This window comes from Hymenobacter busanensis (assembly GCF_008727865.1).
Taxonomy (GTDB): Bacteria; Bacteroidota; Bacteroidia; order Cytophagales; family Hymenobacteraceae; genus Solirubrum; species Solirubrum busanense.
In genome coordinates this window covers 1-25,170 of the sequence record NZ_VTWU01000004.1, presented here as the reverse complement: position 1 = coordinate 25,170, position 25,170 = coordinate 1, and the positions used below count along the sequence as shown (strand labels likewise).

The window sequence follows — 25,170 nt, the reverse complement described above, 5'->3', positions numbered from 1 at the left end:
GGGAAGCTATAAGCGGACAGCTACTGGCTGTTGGCTTGACGTTCAGGAATACTCGTTGCGAACTAGAATTTGCTTCTGACTCTACCTATTTAGCGGCAGCCGTCTGGCTTGGCGCGCCACCAGTGGCAGCGGCGGCAGGGTCGCCCACGCGCACAATGCCGCCGTCGCGCAGGCGCTGCAGGCCTTCCGTCACCACTTTGTCGCCTTCTTCGATGCCGCTCATGATGACGATTTGGTCGCGCAGGCGCGGGCCCAGCTGCACCTTGTGCTGGTTGGCCACCGAGTCCTGCACCACGAAGACGAAGTTTTCGCCCATCTGCTCCACAATGGCGCGGTTGGGCACCACCAGCCGGCGGCCCGACTGCTGATTGAGCACCCGCACCACGGCGCTCATGCCGTCTTTGAGGGTGCGCTGCGGGTTGGCAAACTGTACCCGCACCCGCATGGTACCGGTTTGCTGGTCCACGCCCCGGTCGATGGCCAGGATTTTGCCGCCGCCTGCGTAGGCCGAGCCGTCGGGCAGCACCAGCCGGAAGGTGGTGTCGCTGGCGGCCGTGGTGTTGCGCTGCTGCATCTGGGCGAAGCGGGCAATATCCTTCTCGTTCACCACAATGTCGGCGCCCACCGGGTCTTCGCTCGAAATGGTGTTCAGCAAGGTAGAGCCGGGGCTAACCTGCGCCCCTAGCCGCACCTGCGAAATACCAATGCGGCCCGTAAACGGTGCTTTAATCAACGAATAGTCGAGGTCGGTGCGCGCCGTCGACACGCCGGCCTGGGCCTCGGCTACCTGGCTTTGGGCGGTGGCGTAGGCCGTCGAGGCGTTGTCTACAATCTGGCGCGCAATGGCGTCTTGCTGGGCCAGCCGCTGGTACCGGTCGAGGTTCACTTTGGCGTTTTGGGCCACGGCCTGGGCGCTGCGCAGGCCCGCCAGCGCCTGCTGGTAAGCCGCCTGGTACTTGCGCTGGTCGATTTCGTAGAGCGTTTTGCCCTTGGGCACCAGCTCGCCTTCCTTGAAGAAGATGCCCGTCACAAAGCCCGACACCTGGGCGCGCAGCTCCACGGTGTTCAGGGCCACCACGGTGGCCGGGTATTCGTCGTAGTACACAGCGTCGGTGGTGCGGGCGGCGGTGAGGCCCACGGGCGTGGGCGGCGGGGCGGCGCTGGCCTGCTTTTCGTCTTTTTTGCCGCAGGCGGCCGAGGTCAGGAGCAGGCCGAAAGCGGCGTACCGGGCGAAGGAGTTTGTTGTCATGGGCTTGGGTGAGCAGCCGGGAGTAGCTTAATAGGTGGTGGGCAGCAGGCCCTGGGTGCGCAGCAAATCCACTTTGCTGCTCAGCACCTGAAACAGCGCGCTGTAGTAATTGAGCTGGGCCGAGCGCAGCGTGGTTTGGGCCACAATCACGTCGAGGTAGGTTTTGATGCCTTCGCGGTATTGCAGCTGCACCACGTCGTACACTTCCTTCGACAGAGCGAGGTTGCGTTGGCCCATCTGGTAGTCGGCAAAGTTGCTTTTGTAGGCCGCCAGCGCCTGCTCGTACTCGGTATTGATGCGGTTGCGCGTGGCCAGCAGGCTTTCGTCGAGGCGCTGGTTGGTGAGCCGCTCGCGGCGCAGGTTCTGCAGGCGGCGCGTGCCCTGAAAGATGGGCAGCGTCAGCTGCAGGCCGGCGTAGGACGTGGGGAAGCGCGTGGCGTAGAGGTCGGCCAGCTGGTTGTTCTGAAACACCGAGTTGTAGGTGCCAAACGCCGACAGGCTCGGCAGGTAGCCGAGGCGGTAAAAATCGATTTGGGCTTCCTGCAGGGCTTTCTGGGTTTGCAGCTGCTGCACCTCAATGCGGTTGGCGGCGTTCAGCGCGGCGGTCGTGTCCGCGGCGGCGTCCTGCATCAGGCGCAGCGTGTCGTATTGCAAGGCCAGCGGCTGGGCACCGGTCAGGCCCATCAGCTCCTTGAGGCTGGCGGTTTTGGCCTTGATGGCTTCCTGTGCCTGCTTGCGGGCCACCACGGAGTTGTTGAGCAGAATTTCGGCCTGCTTGTAGTCAATTTTGTCCACGATGCCCACGTCGTAGCGGGCTTTGGCGTCGCGCAGGCTGCGTTGCAGGCGCACAATGTCCTCGCCCAGCACTTCCAGCTGCCGCTGCGAGAGCAGCACGTCGTAGAACGCCTTGCTCACGTCCGACACCACATCGATGCGTACGGTGGTGGTGTTTTGCTGGTAGAACAGCCGCGACGGCCGGGCCGTGCGCAGGGCAAGCCGCACGTCGTTATTGTAGAGGGTTTGGGTGCCCGTCAGGCCCACGGTGGAGGTATTGCGCAGGCCAATCTGCCGGGGCACGCTCACGCCCTCGGCGTTCGGAAACACGGTGTAGGGCAGTTGAAAGTAGTGCTGGGCCGAGGCCGTGAGGCCCACCTGCGGCAGCCAGCCGGCCAGGCCAATGCGAATGTCGGCCTCGTTGGTTTCCTCGTCGATGCGGGCCTGGCGCAGCAGTGGCTGGTTTTGCAGGGCTACCTGAAGGCATTGCTCCAGGGTGAGCGGCCCGCTGGGGGTGGGCGGCGGGGTTTGGGCGCTGGCGGAAGTGGCCAGCGCCAGCCACCATCCGCTCAGGATACCGACGGCCCAGGCCGCCTTGGAGAAGTAGTGCATGCAAAGATTGTCGCGGGATGGCGCGAAATGCGGTGGTCTAGGATAAGCAGCAAGCAGGCCCGGCTGGCTTTCCCCACGTCAGCTGACGACTCTGAGGCTAGACACAGCATGGTTGCCCGGCTGGGGGACGGGCAAGTCAGGGGAAACGGGGTAGCGGATGGGGCGAGTGAAGTTCTGTAAACCGGCGGCAGCGCGAAAGGTTGCGGCGGGCGGCTTGGCGGCGAGGCAACACCCGCTGTCAGCGCGGAAACGTGGCCGGGGAAAATCGACGTTCCAAAAGCCTGGGGTGGATGGTGGAAGTGCCAACGACACCCAAGCAGGTCGAAAGCTGCATGTATTCACCCAAAACGCCCCCGGTTCGGCCGTCGAAAAGCACTTGCGCCGGCATACGCCCAACGTCTGTCCTGTTGCCTTCCATTCCCATTTGCCTCGTGTTTCTCTGCCAAGCAAGTCCGAATTTGCAACGCAAATGTCAGCCATCTGCGCTTGCGGTTCCACTAGAAATCAAACCAATGAGTATGAAATTCAAACATCACCGCACACCTGCCTGAAGCCCAACGGCCATAGCAACAGCGCCCAAATAGGTGGAAGCTCCAGCGTGCCAAAGTGCTGGCTGTAGAACTCAAACCAGCGGCGCATGGGCAGCTTTTCGGGGTAGAAGCGGCCGCGCCAGTGGCGGTAGTGGTAGCTGGAACAGCCAATGTGGTAGGCAGGCATAACTGAGCAGCGGAAGGAGTCAAACAAGCCTACCTATACGCCAAAACAAGATCAGCCGGGGCAACAAGGCAGCTGCTTGCTTCGGGAGCCATGGCCCCAAACGCCCGCAGCCCGCACCTGGCGGGTGCGGGCTGCGGGGAATCAGTCGACTGCTCTTACGGCGTGCCCTGGGGCGCGTCGCCCTCAAACGGCGGCACAGCAATGATGGAGCTGCCCGCGCCGGTGTACACCGAATACAGGCTGGGCGGCTGGTGCAGGTGGCCAGGCAGCCGCACCAAGCCCTCGGCCTGCACTTGGTAGCGCAACTCGGTGTCGTATTCCTCGAACGCCCGGCGCACGTCCACGTCCAGGTCGCGCAGGTGGGCGGCTTCGGTGTCGTACACCCAGCCGTGCACCTGCACAGGCTTGCCCCGGTGCGCGGCCTGGCGCAACACGGCGGTTTGGTGGAGGTTGTACACCTGCTCAATCACATTCAGCTCCACCAATCGGCGGTGGCGCGCTTCGTCGGTTTCCAGCGCCGCCAGCTGCTGCTGGTGCCGCTGCATCACGGTGCGCACGTTGCCGAGCCAGCTGTTAAGGGCACTGTTGTCGGGCTCGTGCATGGCCACGCGCACGCCGCCGCAGCCGTAGTGGCCGCACACCACCACGTGCTCCACGCCCAGCACTTCCACCGCGTATTGCAGCACCGACAGCAGGTTCAAATCGGTGCTCACCACGAGGTTGGCCACGTTGCGGTGCACAAATACCTCATCGGGGGCGGCGCCGGTTACCTGGCTGGCGGGCACGCGCGAATCGGAGCAGCCGATGAACAGAAACTTGGGCGCCGGCTCCAAGCGCAGCTGCTCGAAGTAGCTAGGGTCGCGGCGGAGCTTTTCGGCCACCCAGTTGCGCTCGTGCCCAAACAGCTTGTAGTAGGCATCGAAGTCGGTGTCGGTGCCGTGCGTGTCGCGCTGGCCGGCCAGGTTTTGGGCCACCTCGGCCCCCTGCCGCAGAAACAGCAGCTGAATGCCGCGGCGGCGGGCCGTGTCGCGGAAGTTCTCGATGGCGCTAACGACGTCGCGGTCGATGAAGGCCGAGAGCGTGCCGTCGATTTCCACCGTGCTGTGGTCGGGGGCGCTTTCGAGCACTTTCAGAATGCTGGCCTTGCTGATAAACGACACGTGCTTGCCCAGGTTCACCCGGATGCGCTCCTGCCCCTGCACCACAAACCGCTCGTGCCGGTGGGCGTTGCGGTAGTTTTCGCGCAGCACGAAGAACACCCCCACGGCGGCCCCTATGCCAATGCCCACCAGCAGATCGGTAGCCAGAATGGCCGCTACGGTAACGACAAAGGGCAAAAACTCGCTGGAGCCAGCTTGGTACAGCTCCCGAAAAATGCTGATGCGGGTAAGCTTGTAGCCCGTCACGAGCAGCACGGCCGCCAGCGCCGCCCAGGGCACCAGGTTCAGCAAAGTGGGAAACAGCAGCACGCTCAGCAGCAAAAACGTGCCGTGCAGCAGCGCCGCCAGCCGGGTGCGCCCGCCCGCGTTGATGCTCACCGAGCTGCGCACCACCACCGACGTGAGGGGCAAACCGCCCAGCATGCCACTCACCAGGTTGCCCACACCCTGCGCCTTCAGCTCCCGGTTGGTCGGCGACTTGCGCTTGAGCGGGTCCAGCTCGTCGGTAGCTTCCACGGCCAGCAGCGCCTCCAGGCTGGCCACCAGCGCAATCGACAGCGCGGCGGTGTAGAGCTTGGGGTTGCGGAGCTGGGCGAAATCGGGCAGCGTGAACAGGCCCAGGAAGTTCTCCCAGCTCGTTACCACCGGTAGCTGTACCAGGTGCGTGCCGCGCAAAGCCGCCTCGGGCTGCCACACCCCTGCCAGTTGGTTGAGGCCCACGCCCAGCAGCACCACCAGCAGCGCACCGGGTATTTTCGACAGCACCGGATGGGTTTTCACCACCGGCCGCTCCCACAGCATCAGCAGCGCCACGCCCAGCCCGGCAATGCCCAGGGCCACGGGGCTGATGTGGCCCAGCGCCACGCGCACCAGCTCCACAATGCTGGCGCCCTCGCGGGGAAACAAGGTGAGGGTTTCGGCCACGTCGGCGTCGTAGCCCAGCACGTGCGGCACCTGCTTCATCACCAGAATCAGCCCAATGGCGGCCATCATGCCTTTGATGACGGCCGAGGGTATGAACTGGCTGATGAATCCGGCCCGGGCAAAGCCCAGCCCAATCTGCACGAGCCCGGCCACGCAAATGGCCAGCTGCACGGCCGCAAACGAGCCCAAAGCGGCCGAGGCACTGAGCACCACCAAAATCAGCCCCGCTTCGGGGCCCGAAATGCTGACGGCCGAGCGGCTGAGCGCACCCACCACCAAGCCGCCCACGATGCCGGCAATGATGCCCGCAAACAGCGGTGCGCCCGAGGCCAACGCAATGCCCAAACACAGCGGCACCGCCACCAAAAACGACACGAAGCCGCCTTGCAAATCGTTTTTCCAGTACGTGAAATCCCAGCGGCGCCGGGCATCGGTCGTTTCTTTCATGATACCATTGGGTTTAGGCATGAGGGTAGCTGCCGGGCTCGGTGGAGTCCGTTGACAACTTCTTGCGGGCTGAAGCCGGGCAGCCGAAGCCATGCGCCCGGGCGAGTAGCACGGCACTCAGGCGAACGTGCTACGGGCGGTTAAACACTTGCTGAACGAGAGGCTTACGGTGGGTTGCGCTTGCCCAAATCCTACTTCCCGCTCAAGCTGAATGCAACCATTACAAAACTACTTTCCATACCTATTCGATAATTAATGAAGCGTTAAAAAGCCGTTATAATGACGTTAAAAGGAAATTATAGGAAAATTAAAGGCTCATTAGGGTCGCATTAAAACGCGTTTTAACCGTCACGTCCGCAGAAAATTCGGCCTTTCCGCGCACCAATAGCTTGATTTAATACCATTTTAATCATCCACTGTCATTAAGTGCACCGATGTGTACAGACTACATCCGCCTTTGCGTTTGGTGCAAGGTCGCGCCACAGCCTCGCAGCAACCCTGCTGCAACGCCAGTAGTACATTGTCGGCAGGCCGCCTTTGGCTCTTTTTACTTCCCTGTCCTCTCGCCGATGAAACGCATCGTCACGCTTACCCTGAACCCGACCGTTGACAAAAGCACGACCGTCGACAAGATTGTACCCGACCAAAAGCTGCGTTGCGAGATGCCCAAGTTTGAGCCCGGCGGCGGCGGCATCAACGTGTCGCGGGCGTTGCGGCGGTTAGGCTCCGAGTCGTTGGCGGTGTTTCCGGCGGGCGGCCCCACCGGCATGCGCCTGCAAGCCTTGCTCACGGCCGAGCGCATCGAGCAGCACGCCGTGCCCGCCGCCGGCGAAACGCGCGAAAACTTTGTGGTGGTCGATGCCTCGGCCAGCCAGCAGTACCGCTTCGGCATGCCCGGCACGCCGCTTTCCGCCGACGAGCAGCAGCAGGTGCTGGCCGCGCTGCAGGCCCTGTCGCCCGCTCCCGACTACCTCGTCATCAGCGGCAGCCTGCCGCCCGGTGTCGAGCCCGATTTTCTGGTAGACATCGTGCGCATGGCCCACGCGGCCGGCACCAAAGTAGTGGCCGACACCTCGGGCCCGGCCTTGCAGCGGGTTATCGAAGCGGGCGTCTACCTCATCAAGCCCAACCTGGGCGAGCTGAGCAAGCTGGCCGGCGTGAGCGAGCTGGACAGCGCCGCGCTGGCTACCGCGGCGCAGGGTCTCATTGGCGAAGGCCGCTGCGAAATCGTGGTGGCGTCGTTGGGGCCGCAGGGGGCTTGCGTGGTCACCCGCGACCTGGTCGACCACATTGCGGCCCCGGCCGTGAAGAAGCGCAGCACCGTGGGCGCCGGCGACAGCATGGTAGCGGGCCTCGTGCACGCGCTGGCCGCGGGCGAATCGGTGCGCAAGGCGGCCCGCCTGGGCGTGGCCTGCGGCACTGCCGCTACCATGAACCCCGGCACCGAACTGTTCCGCAAAGCCGACGTGGACAAGCTCTACGATTGGCTGCTGCAAACCATGCCCGAACAGCGCGCCGCCGCCTAGCGCGGTGAGCATCACGCTCCACAGTGCCGACCTGCCCCGCGCACGGCGTGAGCACGCGGAAGCGGCTGGTGGCATAAACCGCTGTCGACGCCCAACGGCCCGGCGACGCTCTTGTGCGAGCAGTGCCGGGCCGTTGGGCGTTGCCGTTCCGCACGGGCAGATGCGCGTCAGCGCACGATGTCAAACCAGCCTTTGAACACCCGCCCGTCAGACACCTGCAGGTAGTAATAGTAGGTGCCGGCCGATTGCGCCTCGCCGCGCCAGTCGTTGCGGTAGTCGGCCGTTTGGTACAGCTGCTGGCCCCACCGGTTGTAGATGCGCAGGCCGCTGCCGGGGTAGTGTCCCAGGTTTTCGATGACAAAGGCATCGTTCAGACCGTCGCCGTTGGGCGTAATCACGTTGTAGAAAGCGAGGCACGCCATGTCGGGCGCAATGGTGAGCTGACCGGCGCAACCCGGCCGCGCCGTGTTCAGCACCCGCAAAATGGCGGTGCTTCGGTTGGGCACATTCACTTCCACGTTGGCCGTGCCCTGCCCGCCTACCACGGTGCCGGGACTCACGCTCCACTGGTACACGGCCCCGGCTTCGGGCACCACCGAATAGCGCAGGCCGGTGCTGGTTTGCGGGCAGTAGAATGCGGTACCGCTGATGGGCGGCCCAGGCTGGAGCATTACGACCTGCGCCACCGAATCGGTGGGGCAGCCCAGGGTGGAAATGCCGCGCACCGTGAGCCGACCCGCCGCCTGCGCGCCCCACTGCACCTGTACGGTAGCACCGGTGGCTGGGCCCACAATGGTGCCACCGCGCACCGACCACAAAAAGCCTTGCGGCGAGGTGAGGCCGCGGGCGGTGTAGCTGCCGCTGCTGAAGGCACACACCGCCGCGTCGCCCTCTATGCCGCCCACGGCCCCGGCGGCCCGCGTCACCTGAATGCGGAATACCTCGCCGATGTTGCGGCCGCCGCACACGTTGTTCTGCACCGCGGCCAGCACATCGTAGGGCGTGGCGCGGGCACTGCCGCAGCCCGCCCGAAAGCGGAAGCTGGCGCCTACTGCCCCCTGGCCCGTCAGCGTAACGGCGCCCAGCGGCGTGTTGGCATCGGGGCTGCCGGCGTTGTTGTTGAAGCTGGCATCGTAGGGGCCCGCGCCATCGAGCAGGGCGCTGCTCACTTTCAGCGTCAGCGGCTGCCCCCCGGCTATTACGGCTTCGATGGGAAACACCACTTCCTGCCCTTCTTCCACGGTGTAGCTGCGCCGGGCCAGTGTGGCCGGGGTGAAGGCCGGCGGCAGCGCCGGGGAACCCGGGCAGCGCCGCACCACCAGCTGCACGTCGCGCCGAATGGTGCCCAGCAGTACTTCCTGCCCGTTGATGGTCCGGTATTCCCGCACATCCACCGCTACTACAAAACGGCCCGCAATGCGGCACAGGTAGCTGGCCAGGCCAGTGGCTGCGTTGAGGGCCGCGTAGCCGGTGGGCCCAAACGGCGCCGCCTGGCTGAAGCCCGGCACGTAGTCGATGGACAGCAGCGCACCCGCGTTGTTGATGCTGTAGGGCGTGCCAAACGAGTACGACAGCCGGTCGCCGTCGGCATCGAAGGCGTTGTTGAGCACGAAGCTGGTATCGTTCTGGCATATCACCGCCACGGCCATGTCGGAAAACACGGGCGTGGCGTTGCGGATTGGTGTGGGGGTAATGTCCATCGTCAGGGCCATGCCCGTGCCGCCGGCGTTGTCGATGTTGCCGATGTCGACGTTGCGCGCCGACTCACCGTAAATAGCTTGGAAGCCGGTGGCCGAGTACGGCAGCTCAATTATGGCATTGTAGGTGGCCATTGTCACGCGGGGCACCGAAATAGCGCAGCCCGCCGGCAGGGCCGCCGTAATTTCCTGGAACTGGGTACGCACAATGACCACCCGCCGCACCAGCAGGGCCGGCTGGCTGCGGTTGTAAATGTTCACCGTAATCGACGGACGGCCGTCGGGTGCCGCCGAGCCCACTTCTTTGTTGTAGTACACCGTGGCCAGAAACTGGTACCGAAACGGCGTACTGCTGCCCCCTTGGTCGTCGAGGTATTTGTAGCTCATTTCGCCTCCCACAAGGTGCGTGGCCGCCGCCGGCCGCGCCGCCAGCAACCACCCCATCAACAGCGTGCAGCAAAGTAGAAAGGTGCGCATGGGCAAGAGGCGTAAGGGCGTCAAAATAGCTACCGCAACTACCGCCCACCGTCCTTTCGGCCGGGCGCTTCGGCAACACCCGCCGGCAGCCGGTAGCAGCAGCTTTCCAAGGTAGAACTCCGCGGAGAACTTCCAGCACGGTAACCGCTACTCGGAGCGGCACGGCGTCGGGGTTGCCCGGGATTCGGCGCCTAGCCAGCCATGCCCGTGCCCAGCAGCTTCTGCAGCCGCAGGGCATCGAGCACGCCCGCTCCGCCCATGCCGTTGTTGAAGAACAGGTAAACCTCCCGCGCTTCCCGGTGCGCTTCTATGTCGCGCACCACCCGCTGCAAAAACGCATCGTCGTACGACGACTTGTACAGCTCCGGCACGCCGTGGAAGCGGTAGTACACCAGCGGCGCATTCACCACGGCCTCGTCGGGCAGGGGCAGCGGGTGGCTTTGGCCCACGAAGCTGATGCCGTGGCGGGCCAGCGTGCGAAACACCTCGCCGTCCCACCAGCTCGGGTGCCGAAACTCCAGCACATTCTGAAAGCCCGGATCCAGGTGCTCCAGCATGCGCCCCAGCAGCTCCTCGGTATAGGCGGCTTTGGGCGGCAGCTGAAACAGCACCGGCCCCAGCTTTTCGCGCAGGCCTTCGCGCACCAGCCCGTAGAAATCGGCCAGCACGGGACCGGCTTCGGGCCCGAACTTCTTGTAGTGCGTGACCAGCCGCGGCGCCTTCACCGCAAACCGAAACCCCTCGGGGCTTTGCTGGTGCCAGTTTTCCAGCGCCGGCAGCTCGGGCATCTTGTAGAAGGTCACGTTCAGCTCCAGCGTGTGAAACTGCGTGCAGTAGTAGCCGAACCACTTGCGCGGCGGCACCTCGGGTGGGTAAAACACGCCCTTCCAGTCGCGGTAGTGAAAGCCGGAACAGCCGATGTGGTAAGTGGGCATAAAGCAGCAGGCGCGGAGCGTCGTTTGCACGAGTCTACGCGCCTGCCCTCGGGTTCGGCTATTTCGGGCCGGTTCAGTTGACCGGATACGCGCGGCCCGGCACCCGGTAGCCGCCCCGCCGCAGCCCTCAAATCACGCCCGTCCAGTGCAGGGTGCAGTAGGTCAGGTAGGCGGCCGGCACAATGAGCATGTACACCCACCACGACGGATGGCTCATGCGGTACTGCCAGCTGTTGTAGTCTTCGGTTTCTGTTGCCATAGTAGTACCCAACGTTTGAAGTGTTGTCATCCTGAATATAACATATTAGCAACCAACTCCCCAAGCCGCGCTTTCGCCCGCGGCCACGCCCTTCCTTCACCGTTCGTCCCAGGCACTTACCGCACCCACAGCGCCGCGTGCCCCACCCCATTCCCGCAGCCGGCACGTCAGATATCGGGCCCACTACCGCAGCTCCCACGCTCCGCCCGTATAAGGACGACCCCGTGCGCCTGCCTGCTGCCAAGCCGAGCGGCGCAAACCGGCACACTCCGCCGGCATCGGCAACCCCCGGAACAAACCCCCAGAGTATGGCTTCAGGCTTTTTTGCGCTATTGGACGACATTGCCGCGTTGGTGAAAGCCAGCGCCGCCAGCCTCGACGACGTGCCGGCCCAGGTAGCCAAAACCACCGGCAAGGTATCCGGCATCGTCATCGACGACACCGCCGTGACGCCCAAGTACGTCGTCGGCCTCGACCCTTCCCGGGAGTTGGCCATCATCTACCGAATAGCCAAAAAGTCCCTCATTAATAAAATGCTGCTGCTGAGCCCGGCGGCTCTGCTGCTGGGGTATTTCGCGCCGTGGGCCATTACGCCCATTCTCATGCTGGGCGGGGCCTATTTGTGCTTCGAGGGCTACGAAAAGGTGCACGCCCTCTTCAGCCCGCACCCCCACGCCGCCGAAAGCGCGAACCTCCCGACCATCACGCCCGAGGAGCTGGAAGAGCAGCGCGTGGCCGGCGCCGTGCGCACCGACATCATCCTGTCGGCCGAAATCATGGCCATTGCCTACAGCCAGGTCACCGGCCAGCCCATCCTCAACCAGATTGCCGTGATGCTGGCCGTGGCCGTGTTCATCACCGTGGCCGTCTACGGCTTCGTGGGCCTCATCGTGAAAGCCGACGACATCGGCATGCACCTGGCCCAGGACAAATACCACCCTGGCACCCAAAAGCTGGGGCACGGCATCGTGCGGTTCATGCCCCACTTCCTAAGCCTGCTCAGCTACGTGGGCACCGCCGCCATGCTCTGGGTCGGCGCCGAAATCATTGCCCACGGCATCCCGTTCACCGCGCACTTGCTGCACGAGCTGGAACAGGCCCTGGCCCACCTGCCCGCAGTGGCCTGGCTGGCCAAGGCCCTGGCCTGCGCCCTGGGCGGCCTGCTGATTGGCTTCGTGGTGGAAAAGCTGGTGCTGCTAGGCAAGAAAGCAATTGGCAAAGGCAAGCAAGCGCCAAGCGCCTGACTGGTTTTCCGCCAGTCCCGGTTCTGCTGGCCGGCCTGTTGGCTGGCGTGCCGACGTCAGACACCATCAGACACCATACACTCCCCTTTCTTTTGGAGTGGGGCCGGGGGTGAGGTGCCCAACATGCGCCGTTTTTGCCCCCAAATCCCCGGCACCGGCCCCAACGACTCCGGCACCGGTCACAGTCGTTCCGGCACCGGCCTCACCCCTTCCGGCTATGGGCCCGAACCCTCCGGCACCCGCCCCAGGCGTTCCGGCTGTCGCCCCAATGCCTCCCGGCCCGGCCCTAGCCGTTCCGGCCCCGGTTACGCCCTTCCCCGCTATGGTCACCAGCCTCCCGGCTTCGGTTTCAGTCGTTCCGGGCACGGTCACACTTTTTCCGGCCTTCGATATGCTATAATCTGCCCGAATATTTCTATTCTTGGCAACTGCTCTATTACGCTAGACCCTACCCCACACCGATTGCTCTCGACTTTCCCTTTTTTTCCTTTCCATCATATGTTGACCGCCAAACAAGACAACCGGCTCACCGCCGCCGAAAACGCCCTGGCCGCCCTCCTGCAGGACGCCACCCCCTACCAGCAGGACAAGGCCCTGCAACGTGCCGTCGCCGACCTCCAGCAGTTCGCCGACGACCTCACCCCGCTACGGCAGCAAACGCTGCGCAAAGCCTCCAAAGGCAACACCACCGCCAAAACCGACCGCCGCGAGCTGCTCGCCACCAGCGCTGGCGAAATTGCCGGCGACCTGTACGCCTACGCCATCGACCAGCAGGACCGCACCCTGCAAAACGCCGCCAACCACAACTACAGCAGCCTCTACGACCTGCGCGCCACCGCCCTCACCGACACCGCCCAGGATATCCTCGACCTCGCCACCGAGCACGCCGAGCCCCTCGCCGAATACGGCGTCACCAAAGCACGCCTCACCGAGCTCAAAGAAGCCTTCAGCGCCTTCAGCACCAGCAAAAACGACCCGCGCCAGCAAATCAGCGAAGGCAAAGCCGCCCGCCTCGCCATCAAAGACAAGTTCACCCAGCTGGCTGCCCTGCTCGAAGACCGCCTCGACCGCAGCCTGCGCAAGTACGCCCGCTCCCACCCCGCGTTCTACCAGCGCATCCAAGCCGCCCGCCTCGTCATCAACCGCCCCGGCAAGCAGAAAAGCAGTGCGGCGCCGGCGAAGCTGGAGTAACAGATAACCACAGCAGTAGCCCCAGCCGTCTGTCATCCTGAACGCAGCGAAGCGGAGTGAAGGAACTCACTCGCTTCGCTGCGTTTTCTCTTAAATTGAAGACAGCAAATACTTTAACAAAGTCAATGGACAAGCGCACAACAGCTTCACTAAAAAAGTATATAATATCAAAATCCACTCTTGAATTTACCAATTCAGAGAAGAACATATATGAGTTACTGTATTCGCACGAATCATTTTTCCAAATTAGACCATTAGTCAAATACACACTCGAAAGAGCCAAACGCGTCAATCAATTATCTAAACAAGGCAGCACTGGCGATGCTGAAATTATATTTCGATCCATGCTAGAAGGATTTATAAAATTAATTTATATAATAACCTCTGAAAACGACCAAGTATATCAACATAGGATAAATGAGTATTTCACAATTCTTTGTCAAATAGAAACATTAAGGACATCTGACAAACATAAAATTTTATCCGAATCTAAAATTAACAGTAGATTCAACCCATATGCTGCTTTAGTTCTTTCCGAAGAAGAAGAGCAAGAACTTAAGCAGAAGCCGAGCTGGGCAAATAGAAAATATCGACAAGAAGTTAAAGCCAAATGGTCCTATAGTGAACTAAGCAAGTATTTAAGCAGCAATCTACAGGGAGGATTTTTTGTACCATTTAGATTACTCGATCATTATTATAAGCTAGCAAGCCATATAGCCCATGGCGACGAAACTATCTTTAGGAACCAATGGATGATTCCTTTCATGGAAAAAGAATATATGCAATTAATTCAAACGGGCAATACAACTAAATTACTACGAATTGTAAATGAACTTATATTCTGGATCGGGCTTGAACTCGCTAAATTTTCTCAGAAAGAAGAAACATACAACACTATATATGACCATTATAAAGATTACTACGAAGACACAGGCAATATACATGACACAATTATTGACAGAATTATTAATTACGGAAAATAACACCGTGATGTATAACTGTGTCAATCTACGATCGAAGCATTAATCACTTTCTTGCATATAGATGCGGACCTCTGTAGTTTGTCAGCATGATGACCAAATTCACCCAGCTTTACCCTTCCGGCTTAATTCGTTACACCCAAAGCACCTTTCTCGAATTAGTCACCGACACTGAAGTACACCGCATTGATTTCCGAGGCAAGCTCAGCTCCCGGCTGCGGCGCGGCACCCGCGGCCCGGTTTCGTTTCACCACGACCACCCATTACTTAAAGGTGTTCACGGTCCTTTAGCCAGTCTAATGGCCCGGGCTACGCCTTACCCTTTGCTTAGTGCGCCCGCGCTCTTGGCTGATATCCGCCAGGAATTGCAAACACAGGCAGGTGAGTGGTATAGCTTCGTCAGCGGCTCCTGGACAATGTGGTGGCAACGCTTGGTGGCCCATAATGTGCAGCCTAGCCTTACCCGTACCGGCGGAATCATCCTCGACTCCGTGCCGGTAGAAGTTGCGCAATCTGTGGCTGATATCTGTGCCACCCACGGTGTAGAAACTTACTACTACCCTCCACAGGACCGTTGGTCTACTCATGCAGGCAATCCAATGTACCACCTTCTACTCATTGGTCGTGACTACATCATCGCCCGTGAGTTCTTCGTCAGCACCTTGTGTTGAAGCGGCTAGCTCGAACTAAGTCCTTTCGTCGCATCTATGGACTCACTACAACCTGTACCCTGTCAATAATTCACATTTATATTCCTTTAAAATCCCAAAATCAGCCAAAAAGTCCGAATATTCACTTTAGCCCATCCTTTGCTACGTCCGTATCAGCTTTAGACCAAAGCACCTGAACCAGACCTAGCAGCTATGAACTTCAACAACTTCACCATCAAGGCCCAGGAGGCCGTGCAGAAGGCCACCGAAATTGCCGGCGGCCATCAGCAGCAGGCCATCGAGACGGGTCACCTCCTGAAAGGCATCTTTCAGGTGGATGAAAACGTGACCGGGTTTCTGGCCAAGAAGCTCGGCGTCAACCTGAACATCCTCACCCCGCGCCTGGACGCCATTGTCAATGGCTACCCCAAGGTGAGCGGCGGTTCGCCCTACCTTGCCAACGAAGCCGCCAGCGCCGTGCAGCGCGCCAACGGCTTCCTCAAGGAGTTCGGCGACGAATTCATCTCCGTCGAGCACCTGCTGCTGGCCCTGGTCGACGGCAAAGACAGCGTGGCCGCGCTGCTCAAGGACACGGGCTTCAACCTCAAAGACCTCAAAGCCGCCATCAAAGAACTGCGGGGCGGCCGCAAAGTGACCTCGCAGTCGGCCGAGGACCAGTACCAGAGCCTGAACCGCTACGCCCGCAACCTCAACGAGCAGGTGCGCACCGGCAAGATGGACCCAGTTATCGGCCGCGACGAGGAAATCCGCCGCGTGCTGCAGATCCTCTCGCGCCGCACCAAGAACAACCCCGTGCTGCTTGGCGAGCCGGGCGTGGGCAAAACCGCCATCGTGGAGGGCCTGGCCCAGCGCATCGTGGCCGGCGACGTGCCCGAGAACCTCAAGGACAAGACAATCATGTCGCTCGACATGGGCCTGCTCATTGCCGGCGCCAAGTACAAGGGCGAGTTCGAGGAGCGCCTCAAGTCCGTCATCAAGGAAGTCACCGACGCCGAGGGCCAGATCATTCTGTTCATCGACGAGATGCACACGCTGATCGGGGCCGGCGCGGGCGGCGAGGGCGCCATGGACGCGGCCAACCTGCTCAAGCCCGCTTTGGCGCGGGGCGAGTTGCACGCCATCGGCGCCACCACCCTCAAAGAGTACCAGAAGTACATCGAGAAGGACAAGGCCCTGGAGCGCCGCTTCCAGGCCGTGACGGTGGACGAGCCCAGCATCGAGGACGCCATCAGCATCATGCGCGGCATCAAGGAGAAGTACGAGCTGCACCACGGCGTGCGCATCACCGACGACGCCGTCATTGCCGCCGTGGAGCTGTCGAGCCGCTATATCACCGACCGTTTCCTGCCCGACAAAGCCATCGACCTGATGGACGAGGCGGCCGCCAAGCTGCGCATCGAGCTGAACTCCATGCCCGTGGAGCTCGACGAGGTGCAGCGCCGCATCATGCAGCTGGAGATTGAGCGCGAAGCCATCCGCCGCGAGGACAACAAGGACCGCGAAGCCGTGCTCAACAAGGAGCTGGCCGAGCTGGGCGACAAGCGTGACTCGCTGAAAGCCCGCTGGGAGTCGGAGAAAAATGTGCTCAACGACATCCAGGAGCAGAAAGAGGCCATCGAGCGGTTTAAGATGGAAGCCGAGCAGGCCGAGCGTCAGGGCGACTACGGCCGCGTGGCCGAGCTGCGCTACGGCAAGATTCAGGAAGCCGAAGCCAAGCTCAAAACCCTGCAGGAGCAGGCCAATGCCAACAAGGACGGCGGCTCCATGCTCCAGGAAGTGGTAACCCACGAGGACATTGCCGAAGTGGTAGCCAAGTGGACCGGAATTCCGGTGAGCAAGATGCTGCAGTCGGACCGCGAGAAGCTGCTGAACCTGGAGGCCGAACTGGGCAAGCGCGTGGCCGGGCAGTCGGAAGCCATCATGGCCATCAGCGACGCCGTACGCCGCTCCCGTGCCGGTTTGCAGGATCCCAAGCGGCCCATCGGCTCGTTTATCTTCCTGGGCACCACCGGCGTCGGCAAGACCGAGCTGGCCAAAGCCCTGGCCGAGTACCTGTTCAACGACGAAAACGCGATGGTGCGCATCGACATGTCGGAGTACCAGGAGCGCCACGCCGTGTCGCGCCTGATCGGGGCGCCTCCCGGCTACGTGGGCTACGACGAAGGCGGGCAGCTGACCGAGGCCGTGCGCCGCAAGCCGTACTCGGTAATTCTGCTCGACGAAATCGAGAAGGCCCACCCCGACGTGTTCAACATCCTCTTGCAGGTGCTCGACGACGGCCGCCTCACTGACAACAAGGGCCGGGTGGCGAACTTCAAGAACACCATCATCATCATGACCTCCAACACCGGGGCCGACATCATTCAGAAGAACTTCAAGGAGCTGAATGAGTACAACCACGACGAAGTGGTGGACCGCACCCGCGAGGAAGTCATTGAGCGCCTGAAGCAGCACATGCGCCCCGAGTTCCTGAACCGCATCGACGAAATCGTGATGTTCCAGCCGCTCAAGCGCAAGGAAATCCGCAAGATTGTCGACATCCAGTTCCGGCAGATTCAGCACCGCCTGGAAGAAGCCGGCATCCGCCTGGAAGCCACCGACGAGGTCCTGGAATTCCTCGGCGAACAAGGCTTCGACCCGACCTTTGGCGCGCGGCCCCTCAAGCGCGTGCTGCAGCGGCTGATTCTGAACGAGCTGAGCAAGGAAATCCTGAGCGGCAAAGTGAGCAAGGACGCCGTGGTGGAAGCTGAATTGCGCGACGGACGCATCGAGTTCGTGAACGTGGAAATGCCCACCGTGGAGTAGGCTCCCATGCCGCTAAAGAAAAGCCCCGCCGGCAGTGCGCCGACGGGGCTTTTTCTTGCCTCTTCTTGATGGAGAAATCAGAAGCGCCGAATGGCCCTCACAGGTACCACCACTTGCTGCGGAGCGTACGTCATCGTACCGGTAGAAAACGGGGTTCTAAGAGCACTCTGATTGCTATTGAAGACCAAAGCAAACGCAGCAACTTCTGGTAGATCGGAATAGCCAGGAACCGGAAAGGTGCGGTCAAAAAGGCAATACGTAGAACTTAGATATGCATTGGCGTATAATCCGGTGGTCAGTGGATCATTATCCGCATCTAAGACTCTATCAAGCAACACGGCTTGGTTGTAAAGCATGCTTAACTCCGCCGCGGCCGGCAGGTACCAGTCCGTAAAGGTGCCGCTTGTATACGCATCACACAGACCGGCTGCGTGGTTAGTGTTGGCTCCCAATGCAGCTACAAGCGTAGCGGTATTGGCGGCCCCGTTGTGGCTGCTGGTTGCAGAAGAAACACCCGGAACGGCGTATGGACGGCTTCCCAAGTCCTGCAACGATGCTACTAAACCGTGCTGCTGGCCGGTTTTGTCGCGCCACACCGAAAAGATGATACCTCCCTCGGCAAAGTCTCCGATCTGATGCCCTTTAACCGAATCAGCGTACTGCGCATACAATGTGGTATCAGCTTGCTGAGCATACAAGGCATACGGAACGCTCAATAATTGGCTGGTGCTAACAATGACGTCAGCCGAAGTGCCGTTCGTGAGGTCCGGGTCCGTCTCTGTTTTTAGGTAGAAAGCCCCGGTGCTCCACTTGATGGAGGCAAACCGCCCGCTTACGCGGGTTCCGCCTCCTATTTGGACCGTAAACAAGCCATTGGCATTGGTAGTAGGCGAATGGTCTTCTACATACACAGCCGTACCCGTGGGGCTGCCACGCAGAATACTGACGCGCAGACTTACCTGCTGATTAGCGGCCAGTACATTGATGCCATTGCGGTTGTTCCGCACCACGGCTTGGTAGCCGAACTGCTTAGGCGTTTGGGCAAAGGCTGCAAAAGAGAGCAGCATAACCAAGAGAGTAAAGCAATACTTCATGCGCTTAGTGTTTGATGATTTTGAAGGTTTGGGTGGCCTTGTTTCCCTGGCTCACTGTGAGAATGTAGACGGCAGCAGGTAGTTGCTCCAGCGAAATACCGGTTGTGGGACCACCGAGAGGCTGCGACTCGACCACTCTTCCTTGTAAGTCGCACAACCGGTAGGAGTAGTTGCGCAGAAAAGCCCCGGCAGCTTGTAGTGTAACACCTCCACTCGTTGGGTTGGGGTATACCTCGTACTTGAGCGCCGTCGAACGGACCTTGGAACTCAACACAAATGTTTCGATGGGGTGCAATAAGCCTGGGCTTACACTACCACCGGAACTGTTGCCCGTCGTGTAGGCCACGTAGTTCAGCGAGTAGCTCACGTTGCCCCCGCTACCCGAGGCGTCGCCGCCCGCCGGAACTATGGCTTCCTGCGCCCGGGCCTGCGCTAAGCCAATGAATGCGAACGAAAACGTGAGGAAAGCAGCTTTTCTCATTTTCATATAGTGAAAGTGGATAGAGCTTTGGATGCAAGCTCCTGAAAGACAAATCATGGCAACACTTCTCCAAAGCAACCACAATTCAGACGCATATCACCACCATTTTCAACATATTATCCCTACCGTTATCCTATACATCAGCAAAAAGCCCCGCCGGCAGTGCGCCGACGGGGCTTTTTGCTGTTTTTACCTCTACCGAGGCAGCCGGAAATAATCGGGCCGGAGGCGCTTGCGGATGCTGTGCGGCAGCGGTTTGCCCTGCCGGTAGGCTTTCACGTACTCTTCCTCCTTCTTGCTGCCAAACCGCACCAGCTTGCCGATGCCAATGCCGAGGAACGGAGCGGCTACAATGGCCGAAGCGCCGATGCTGGCCCCGCTGCCGCCGCCGAAGAGCACCCCGCGCAACAGCACCAATGACCCAACCGCTGTGAAGGCCGTGCCGCCGTTGCGGCGCTTGCGAAACAGGGTGCGCACGGCATCGGCCGAGTCGGGGGCGGCGCGCTGGGCGGCGGCCACAGCGGCCGTGGGCGGCGTGGGGGCTGCGGGCAGGGCCGGCGTGGTTTGCGCCCAGGCCCCCGCCAAAGGCAGCGCGGCCAAAGCGACTATCAGAAAATACTTGTGCATGGAAATGCCGAAGGGTGGTTGCGGTGCAAGATAGACAAGCGCCTGCAGGAGGCAGTTCCGCCGGGGTATAGCCGCGCAGTAGCGCCTGTGCCGGCACTGGTGGGCGCACCGGCATGGCCTTTCCCTGCGCGTTCCGCGTATAGCCAGCAACCTGAATTCTTGACCTTTACCATTACGCACATGCCGCACCCGTCCCGCCCCACTCCACTCAATCCGTTTGCGTTGCTGCGCCTGGCCGTATTGGCGCTAGGCCTGGTAACCGTGCTGCCCGGCTGCTCCGACGATGACGACCCGGAAACCACCGTCGGTGCCCCCGACAAGATAACCGTGCCCCAGGCGGCCTTGCACCCCGAAGGCGTGCAGTGGGACGAGGCCAACAAACGCTTTTTGGTCAGCTCCCGCACGCAGGGCCGCATTGGCACGGTGAAAGACGACAGCACCTACACCGTGCTGGCCGACGAGCCGCGCCTGATTTCCACCATCGGCCTGAACCTCGACGCGGGCCGCAACCGCGTACTGGCTGCCGTGTCGGACGCCGGGGCCAACACCACCCGCTCGACGGCCGCAACGCTGCGCAAGCTGGCGGCCGTGGCCATTTTTAACTCCACCAACGGCAGCCTGATTTCCTACACCGACTTGGGCAGCAAAGCCGCCTCGTACTCGCAGCATTTCGCCAACGACATTGCCGTGGACGCGCAGGGCAATGCCTACATCACCGACAGCTTCGCTCCGGTCATCTACAAGCTCGACTTGCAGGGCAACGCCACCGTGTTTCTGGAAAATGCGCAGCTCAGCGGCGGTACCGGCTTCGGGCTGAACGGCATCGTATTTCACCCCGACGGCTACCTGCTGGCCGCCAAAACCAACGACGGCAGCCTGTTCAAAATCCCGCTCAACAACCCGGTGGGCTTTACCAAAGTGGTTACGCCCGCCACCCCGGCCCTGACGGGCGCCGACGGCCTGCTCCTGCTCGACAACCAAACCTTGCTGGTGGTAGCCGGCAACCAGAGCACCGTGTACCGCATGCGCAGCACCGATGCCTGGGCCAACGCCGTCGGCAGCGGCAGCTTTGCCACGGGCGCCGTAAGTCCCACCACCATCACGCGGCGCAACACCGCCGATGCCTACGTGCTCTACCCCTACCAGCCGACCTCGCCGCGCTTTGCCATTGTGAAAGCCACGTTTTAGGCGCGGTAACGGACCCAAGCAAGCTTTCCCTCACGAAAAAGCCCTGCCGTAGGCTATACGGCAGGGCTTTTTCGTGGGTCATAACGCTCCGCAGCTTACGTGGGCTACCGCCGGGCGCGACGGGCCATCTTGTTGCGCCATTCCCGGCCGCTGTCGAAATGCTTGGGTTTGAGCTGGGCACGCAGCGCCGGCGGCAGCGGCTGGCCCGCATTGTAGGCGGCTTCCAACTCCTGAAACTTCGCCATGGAATACGGGGCATTGTGCACGAACATGTACACCGCACTACCCAGCGCCAGACCCAGGCCCGCAGCCACAGCCCCGCCCGATACCTGCTTTTCCTCATACTGCCCGGTGTACACGTTGTATTCGCCGTCGGCATTGCTGGTGCCGGCTATCAGGCCGCCCACGGGCACCAGCAGCAGGGCTGGGAGCTGGCCGCCGAACCGCTTGGCCATAAACAAGCCCAGCACGGCATCCAGCGTATCGGCCCGGGTGCGGCCGGCAACGGCGAGTACCGGCGACGTCGCTGTGGCCGGGGCTGGCGTGGCTGCGCCCTGCTGCTGCACCGCCGAATCGGGCCGGGTGGGCTGGTCAATGCTCACCCCGGCTTGCACCGCTGCCAGCTCGGGCCAGCTTTGGTTGCCGTGCACGGGGCGGAAGTTGCCCCGCAGCCGGCGCCGGTACTTGTGGGCCAGCCGGCCGCCCTGCGCGTATTCCGTCAGAACTTGCTGCTCGCGCTTTTTGCTGTACCGCGTCAGCTTGCCGATGCCCACACCCAGCGGCATCAGCCCCATGACCCCGATGGACGCGGCGGCCCCGATTTTGTCGCCGGAACCCGGGTCGGGCACCTGGGCAATGGAGGCCGTGAGCAAGCCCGTGAACACCCCGCCGAAAGCGGTGAAAAGGCCTCCCCCGGTGCGGCGCGAGGCAAACAGCTCGTGTACAGCAGCCGCAGTATCCGGCCGCGTGAGCAGCGCATCGGCGGCGCGGACGGAGCGCCGCTGGGCGTGCGCCGGGCTGCCGATGAGCAGCCAGAAACCGGCTCCGAGAAGCCAGATAGACAGGAATCGGTTCATGAAGTGAGAATAGCGCCAAATGCAGCCGACAAAACTAAGCGCCGCGTGCTTAAGTAGGTTGCGGGCGAAAATATGCCACCCCAAAACACTAGCCCTGGAGAGGTGCCGACTACCGCTGTAGCCTGGCTGTTTACTTCCGGGCCAACAGCCGCACCGCTACCGGCAACGTTCCCGGTATCGTGTGCATAATTAAAAGGCCGGGCTGCACTCCATTGTGGCTTTTGAGGGTGCTAAGTTTCAGCTGTTTCCCAAACCACTGATGCTTTTTTCTATGGCCCCAGCTTTTACCCAACCCGCACGAACACGCCGCGCGCTTCGGCCCTGGCTGACGCTGTGTTTGCTGCTGCTCACAACCGTTTTTAGCTCCCAGCTCTTCGCCTACGACGTGGTGGTAGCCAAAGACGGCTCGGGCAACTTCACCACGGTGCAGGCCGCCATCAACGCCGCCCCCACGGGCCGCACCACGCTCTACACCATCTTCATCAAAAACGGCAAGTACAAGGAGAAAATCAGCGTGCCGGCCAACAAGCCGTTTCTGCAGCTGATTGGCGAAAGCGTGGCCAACACCATCCTCACCTTCGACGACGGCGCCAGCAACCCGCTGCCCGGCGGCGGCACGGTGGGCACGCAGAACTCGGCTAGCTTCTCGGTAAATGCCCCCGACTTTTCGGCCCTCAACATCACGTTCGAAAACTCCTACGGCGACGGTACGCAGGCCGTGGCAGTGTTGCTGAACGCCGACCGGTGCGCGTTCTACAATTGCCGCTTCCTGGGCAACCAGGACACGCTCTACACCAAGGGCAGCGGCGTGCCGCGCCACTACTTCCGCAACTGCTACATCGATGGCAACGTGGATTTCATCTTCGGCAGCTCCATCGCGCTGTTTGACAACTGTGTGGTGTACGCCAAGGCGCGCACCTCGGCGGGCTCGTCGTTTATCACGGCCGCCAACACGCCGCCCGGCCAGACTTTCGGCTACGTATTCCGCAACACCAAGCTGCCGGCCAACACCGGCGGCACGCAGTACTTCCTGGGCCGCCCCTGGCAGAACTCCACCGGTTCGTCGCCGCTGGCCGCCAACAAAACGGTATTCCTGAAGTCGAAGGTGGGCGCGGGCCTGCTGCAGCCGGCGGGCTGGACGACATGGGACGCGGGCACCAACACCAGCCTGATTACCTACGCCGAGTTTCAGCCCCGCACCATGAGCGGCAACCCGCTCAACGTGAGCCAGCGCGTGGCCTGGTCGCAGCAGCTGACGCCGGCCGACACCGCCGCGTACGCCCGCGCCAACTTGTTTGGCACCTGGGACCCGTGCGCCATTTCGGCCAACTTCTGCGGCAATGCCGCCCCGGAAATTGCCGTGGCGAACTTCCGCGGTGCCAAAGGCGCCAGCCAAACGACCCTCAACTGGAACATCAGCTGGGCTATTCCGCAGGTGAAGTTTGAGCTGTTTCGCTCGTCCGACAACACCACCTTCACCAAGCTGAGCGAGGTAACGGCCCAGAACGACTCGACCATCAACTTCCAGCAAACCGACGCCCTGCCGCCGGCTGGCAGCATTTACTACTACTACCTGCGGGCCTCCAAAACCGGCTACGCCACCCACACCACCGAAACCATCCAGATTTCGAGCCAGCCGACGATTACGACGACCGGTACGCTGGGGGCGTTTGCGCAGTACCAAACCGGTGCTTCGAGCGTGCAGACCTACAGCGTTTCGGCCGTGAACATGACCGATAACCTGACCATCACGCCGCCCGCCAACTTTGAAATTTCCAGCAACGGCGGCACTACGTGGGCCACTTCGGCTACGCCGCTCGTTCTCACGCCTGCCAGCAACGTGGTGGCCGCTACCACCATCAGCGTGCGCCTGAACGCGGCCACAGCTGGTACCTACTCGGGCAACATCACGCACACCAGCAACGGCGCCCCCGCCGCCACAGTAGCCGTGACGGGTACCAAAACCAACACCACCGCCGCCGTATCGGAAACCCTGCAGTGGTGGCCCATGACGCGCAACAACCAGGACAGCACGGCCGTGCGCTCGGTAGCCGTAACGGCCAGCACGCCGGTACTGCGCAACCTGTACCTCTCCAACGGCACCACCGTGCCCACCATCCCGGCCTACTCGGTTATCCGGGGCCAGGCGTTTGGCGCCACGGCCAACGGCGACGGTTCGTGGGGCACGGCCGTGGGCGGCCCGGGTGGCAACCTCAGCCGCAAGTTCTACGAGCAGTTCACGGTAACGGCTGCGGCCGGCCACAGCCTGCGCCTTGACTCGTTGCTGCTGACCTCGGCCTTCCACAACACCAGCAGCAACACCAAGCTGGCCGTGGTGTACTCGCGCAGTGCGTTCGTGTCCGATTCGGCCGATGTAACCGGTGGCCGTGGCCCGACGGGCGGCTTGCTGAGCACGGCCAACGGCGCCTTTGCTACGCCCATTCTGCTGGCCAACCAAACCACCGGCGCCACCAACGTCTACCGCCTGGCCCTGAACGGCTCGACCGGCGTCGTTATTGCTGCCGGGCAAACGGTTACCCTGCGGTTGTACTTCAGCTGCGGCAGCACCAGCACCGGCCGCTACGCCATGCTGCGCAACGTAGTGGCCAAGGGTGAAGACCTGACCCCAGCTACTTGCAACGCCGCCTTCAGCTACGCTGCCAGCGCATTCTGCAAAACCGGCACCAACCCCGCTCCCACCGTTACCGGCACCACGGGCGGCACCTACTCGTCCACCACCGGTCTGGTTATCGACCCGAACACGGGCGTTATCAACCTGAGCACCTCGACGCCGGGTACCTACAACGTGACGTACGCCGCCAGTGCCTCGTGCACCAGCACGGCTACCGTCACCATCACGGCCCCGGCCGTGGCCAACATCGGCTACTCGGCCACCAGCTTCTGCACCTCGGCTACGGGCACCATTCCCGTAATTCTGGGCACGGGCAGCACCTCGGGCGCCTTCACCGTGAATCCTGCTTCGGGCCTGACGCTGAACGCGACGACGGGCGCCATCACGCCTTCGACCTCGACGCC

The 25,170-nt window shown here is 61.8% G+C and carries 19 protein-coding genes; 8 read left to right on the top strand and 11 right to left on the bottom strand.

Annotated elements, in window-relative coordinates; all coding sequences use genetic code 11:
- Nucleotides 1-85 precede the first annotated feature (85 nt).
- The 4 genes from F0P96_RS11130 to F0P96_RS11115 form a co-directional block, all read right to left on the bottom strand.
- Nucleotides 86-1,249, bottom strand: a complete 1,164-nt coding sequence (locus F0P96_RS11130) for an efflux RND transporter periplasmic adaptor subunit (protein ID WP_151078964.1) — start codon at nucleotides 1,247-1,249, stop codon at nucleotides 86-88.
- A 27-nt stretch (nucleotides 1,250-1,276) separates the two neighbouring features.
- On the bottom strand, nucleotides 1,277-2,635 hold the full coding sequence (locus tag F0P96_RS11125) for a TolC family protein (protein WP_151078963.1): 1,359 nt from the start codon (nucleotides 2,633-2,635) through the stop codon (nucleotides 1,277-1,279).
- Nucleotides 2,636-3,160: 525 nt separating this feature from the next.
- Nucleotides 3,161-3,352 (bottom strand): hypothetical protein, encoded by a 192-nt coding sequence (locus tag F0P96_RS11120; protein WP_151078962.1) that lies wholly within the window; start codon nucleotides 3,350-3,352, stop codon nucleotides 3,161-3,163.
- A gap of 155 nt (nucleotides 3,353-3,507) precedes the next feature.
- The gene (locus F0P96_RS11115) at nucleotides 3,508-5,904 is read right to left on the bottom strand and encodes a SulP family inorganic anion transporter (RefSeq protein WP_160620131.1); all 2,397 of its coding nucleotides are present in this window, start codon (nucleotides 5,902-5,904) and stop codon (nucleotides 3,508-3,510) included.
- A 548-nt stretch (nucleotides 5,905-6,452) separates the two neighbouring features.
- On the opposite strand from F0P96_RS11115, the gene F0P96_RS11110 reads away from it, so the two are divergent.
- Complete coding sequence (locus F0P96_RS11110; RefSeq protein ID WP_151078961.1) at nucleotides 6,453-7,409, top strand: 1-phosphofructokinase family hexose kinase; 957 nt, start codon at nucleotides 6,453-6,455, stop codon at nucleotides 7,407-7,409.
- Between the two features lie 167 nt (nucleotides 7,410-7,576).
- On the opposite strand, the gene F0P96_RS11105 is transcribed toward F0P96_RS11110, so the two are convergent.
- From F0P96_RS11105 to F0P96_RS21300, 3 genes are all read right to left on the bottom strand, one after another.
- A complete protein-coding gene (locus F0P96_RS11105; protein ID WP_151078960.1) occupies nucleotides 7,577-9,583 on the bottom strand; it encodes a T9SS type B sorting domain-containing protein in 2,007 nt (668 codons plus the stop codon).
- Nucleotides 9,584-9,774: 191 nt separating this feature from the next.
- Nucleotides 9,775-10,518, bottom strand: coding sequence for a DUF72 domain-containing protein (locus tag F0P96_RS11100; RefSeq protein ID WP_151078959.1), 744 nt, complete (start codon nucleotides 10,516-10,518; stop codon nucleotides 9,775-9,777).
- A gap of 127 nt (nucleotides 10,519-10,645) precedes the next feature.
- Nucleotides 10,646-10,777: a hypothetical protein gene (locus tag F0P96_RS21300; protein ID WP_262714368.1), complete on the bottom strand. Its 132-nt coding sequence runs from the start codon at nucleotides 10,775-10,777 to the stop codon at nucleotides 10,646-10,648.
- 308 nt (nucleotides 10,778-11,085) lie between these two features.
- On the opposite strand from F0P96_RS21300, the gene F0P96_RS11095 reads away from it, so the two are divergent.
- The 5 genes from F0P96_RS11095 to clpB all read left to right on the top strand — a co-directional run bounded on the left by F0P96_RS11095 (nucleotide 11,086) and on the right by clpB (nucleotide 17,668).
- The gene (locus F0P96_RS11095) at nucleotides 11,086-12,021 is read left to right on the top strand and encodes a DUF808 domain-containing protein (RefSeq protein ID WP_151078958.1); all 936 of its coding nucleotides are present in this window, start codon (nucleotides 11,086-11,088) and stop codon (nucleotides 12,019-12,021) included.
- Between the two features lie 498 nt (nucleotides 12,022-12,519).
- Entirely contained in the window at nucleotides 12,520-13,212 is a 693-nt protein-coding gene (locus F0P96_RS11090; protein ID WP_151078957.1) for a hypothetical protein, read from the top strand.
- A 56-nt stretch (nucleotides 13,213-13,268) separates the two neighbouring features.
- Nucleotides 13,269-14,195: a DUF5677 domain-containing protein gene (locus F0P96_RS11085; RefSeq protein WP_160620134.1), complete on the top strand. Its 927-nt coding sequence runs from the start codon at nucleotides 13,269-13,271 to the stop codon at nucleotides 14,193-14,195.
- Nucleotides 14,196-14,281: 86 nt separating this feature from the next.
- On the top strand, nucleotides 14,282-14,863 hold the full coding sequence (locus F0P96_RS11080) for a hypothetical protein (protein ID WP_151078955.1): 582 nt from the start codon (nucleotides 14,282-14,284) through the stop codon (nucleotides 14,861-14,863).
- 192 nt (nucleotides 14,864-15,055) lie between these two features.
- Nucleotides 15,056-17,668, top strand: a complete 2,613-nt coding sequence (gene clpB, locus F0P96_RS11075) for an ATP-dependent chaperone ClpB (RefSeq protein ID WP_151078954.1) — start codon at nucleotides 15,056-15,058, stop codon at nucleotides 17,666-17,668.
- A 77-nt stretch (nucleotides 17,669-17,745) separates the two neighbouring features.
- Here the strand turns inward: clpB and F0P96_RS11070 are convergent, their stop codons facing one another.
- From F0P96_RS11070 to F0P96_RS11060, 3 genes are all read right to left on the bottom strand, one after another.
- The gene (locus F0P96_RS11070) at nucleotides 17,746-18,735 is read right to left on the bottom strand and encodes a hypothetical protein (protein WP_151078953.1); all 990 of its coding nucleotides are present in this window, start codon (nucleotides 18,733-18,735) and stop codon (nucleotides 17,746-17,748) included.
- Between the two features lie 31 nt (nucleotides 18,736-18,766).
- Nucleotides 18,767-19,243: a T9SS type A sorting domain-containing protein gene (locus tag F0P96_RS11065; protein ID WP_160620136.1), complete on the bottom strand. Its 477-nt coding sequence runs from the start codon at nucleotides 19,241-19,243 to the stop codon at nucleotides 18,767-18,769.
- 195 nt (nucleotides 19,244-19,438) lie between these two features.
- Complete coding sequence (locus F0P96_RS11060) at nucleotides 19,439-19,870, bottom strand: hypothetical protein (protein ID WP_151078951.1); 432 nt, start codon at nucleotides 19,868-19,870, stop codon at nucleotides 19,439-19,441.
- Between the two features lie 180 nt (nucleotides 19,871-20,050).
- On the opposite strand from F0P96_RS11060, the gene F0P96_RS11055 reads away from it, so the two are divergent.
- Nucleotides 20,051-21,058, top strand: a complete 1,008-nt coding sequence (locus F0P96_RS11055) for an SMP-30/gluconolactonase/LRE family protein (RefSeq protein WP_151078950.1) — start codon at nucleotides 20,051-20,053, stop codon at nucleotides 21,056-21,058.
- Nucleotides 21,059-21,162: 104 nt separating this feature from the next.
- On the opposite strand, the gene F0P96_RS11050 is transcribed toward F0P96_RS11055, so the two are convergent.
- Nucleotides 21,163-22,134: a hypothetical protein gene (locus F0P96_RS11050; RefSeq protein ID WP_151078949.1), complete on the bottom strand. Its 972-nt coding sequence runs from the start codon at nucleotides 22,132-22,134 to the stop codon at nucleotides 21,163-21,165.
- 271 nt (nucleotides 22,135-22,405) lie between these two features.
- Here F0P96_RS11050 and F0P96_RS11045 point away from each other — a divergent pair.
- On the top strand, nucleotides 22,406-25,170 hold a 2,765-nt coding region (locus F0P96_RS11045), incomplete at its 3' end, for a pectinesterase family protein (protein WP_167291199.1).

Excerpts from the sequence above, each read along its gene's own strand:
- F0P96_RS11070 (WP_151078953.1), bottom strand. The coding sequence starts at position 18,735 with ATGCTGCTCTCTTTTGCAGCCTTTGCCCAAACGCCTAAGCAGTTCGGC.
- F0P96_RS11080 (WP_151078955.1), top strand. The coding sequence starts at position 14,282 with ATGATGACCAAATTCACCCAGCTTTACCCTTCCGGCTTAATTCGTTAC.
- F0P96_RS11115 (WP_160620131.1), bottom strand. The coding sequence starts at position 5,904 with ATGCCTAAACCCAATGGTATCATGAAAGAAACGACCGATGCCCGGCGC.
- F0P96_RS11065 (WP_160620136.1), bottom strand. The coding sequence starts at position 19,243 with ATGAGAAAAGCTGCTTTCCTCACGTTTTCGTTCGCATTCATTGGCTTA.
- F0P96_RS11110 (WP_151078961.1), top strand. The coding sequence starts at position 6,453 with ATGAAACGCATCGTCACGCTTACCCTGAACCCGACCGTTGACAAAAGC.
- F0P96_RS11125 (WP_151078963.1), bottom strand. The coding sequence starts at position 2,635 with ATGCACTACTTCTCCAAGGCGGCCTGGGCCGTCGGTATCCTGAGCGGA.
- F0P96_RS11120 (WP_151078962.1), bottom strand. The coding sequence starts at position 3,352 with ATGCCTGCCTACCACATTGGCTGTTCCAGCTACCACTACCGCCACTGG.
- F0P96_RS11095 (WP_151078958.1), top strand. The coding sequence starts at position 11,086 with ATGGCTTCAGGCTTTTTTGCGCTATTGGACGACATTGCCGCGTTGGTG.
- F0P96_RS11130 (WP_151078964.1), bottom strand. The coding sequence starts at position 1,249 with ATGACAACAAACTCCTTCGCCCGGTACGCCGCTTTCGGCCTGCTCCTG.
- F0P96_RS11090 (WP_151078957.1), top strand. The coding sequence starts at position 12,520 with ATGTTGACCGCCAAACAAGACAACCGGCTCACCGCCGCCGAAAACGCC.
- F0P96_RS21300 (WP_262714368.1), bottom strand. The coding sequence starts at position 10,777 with ATGGCAACAGAAACCGAAGACTACAACAGCTGGCAGTACCGCATGAGC.
- F0P96_RS11100 (WP_151078959.1), bottom strand. The coding sequence starts at position 10,518 with ATGCCCACTTACCACATCGGCTGTTCCGGCTTTCACTACCGCGACTGG.
- clpB (WP_151078954.1), top strand. The coding sequence starts at position 15,056 with ATGAACTTCAACAACTTCACCATCAAGGCCCAGGAGGCCGTGCAGAAG.
- F0P96_RS11050 (WP_151078949.1), bottom strand. The coding sequence starts at position 22,134 with ATGAACCGATTCCTGTCTATCTGGCTTCTCGGAGCCGGTTTCTGGCTG.
- F0P96_RS11105 (WP_151078960.1), bottom strand. The coding sequence starts at position 9,583 with ATGCGCACCTTTCTACTTTGCTGCACGCTGTTGATGGGGTGGTTGCTG.
- F0P96_RS11055 (WP_151078950.1), top strand. The coding sequence starts at position 20,051 with ATGCCGCACCCGTCCCGCCCCACTCCACTCAATCCGTTTGCGTTGCTG.
- F0P96_RS11060 (WP_151078951.1), bottom strand. The coding sequence starts at position 19,870 with ATGCACAAGTATTTTCTGATAGTCGCTTTGGCCGCGCTGCCTTTGGCG.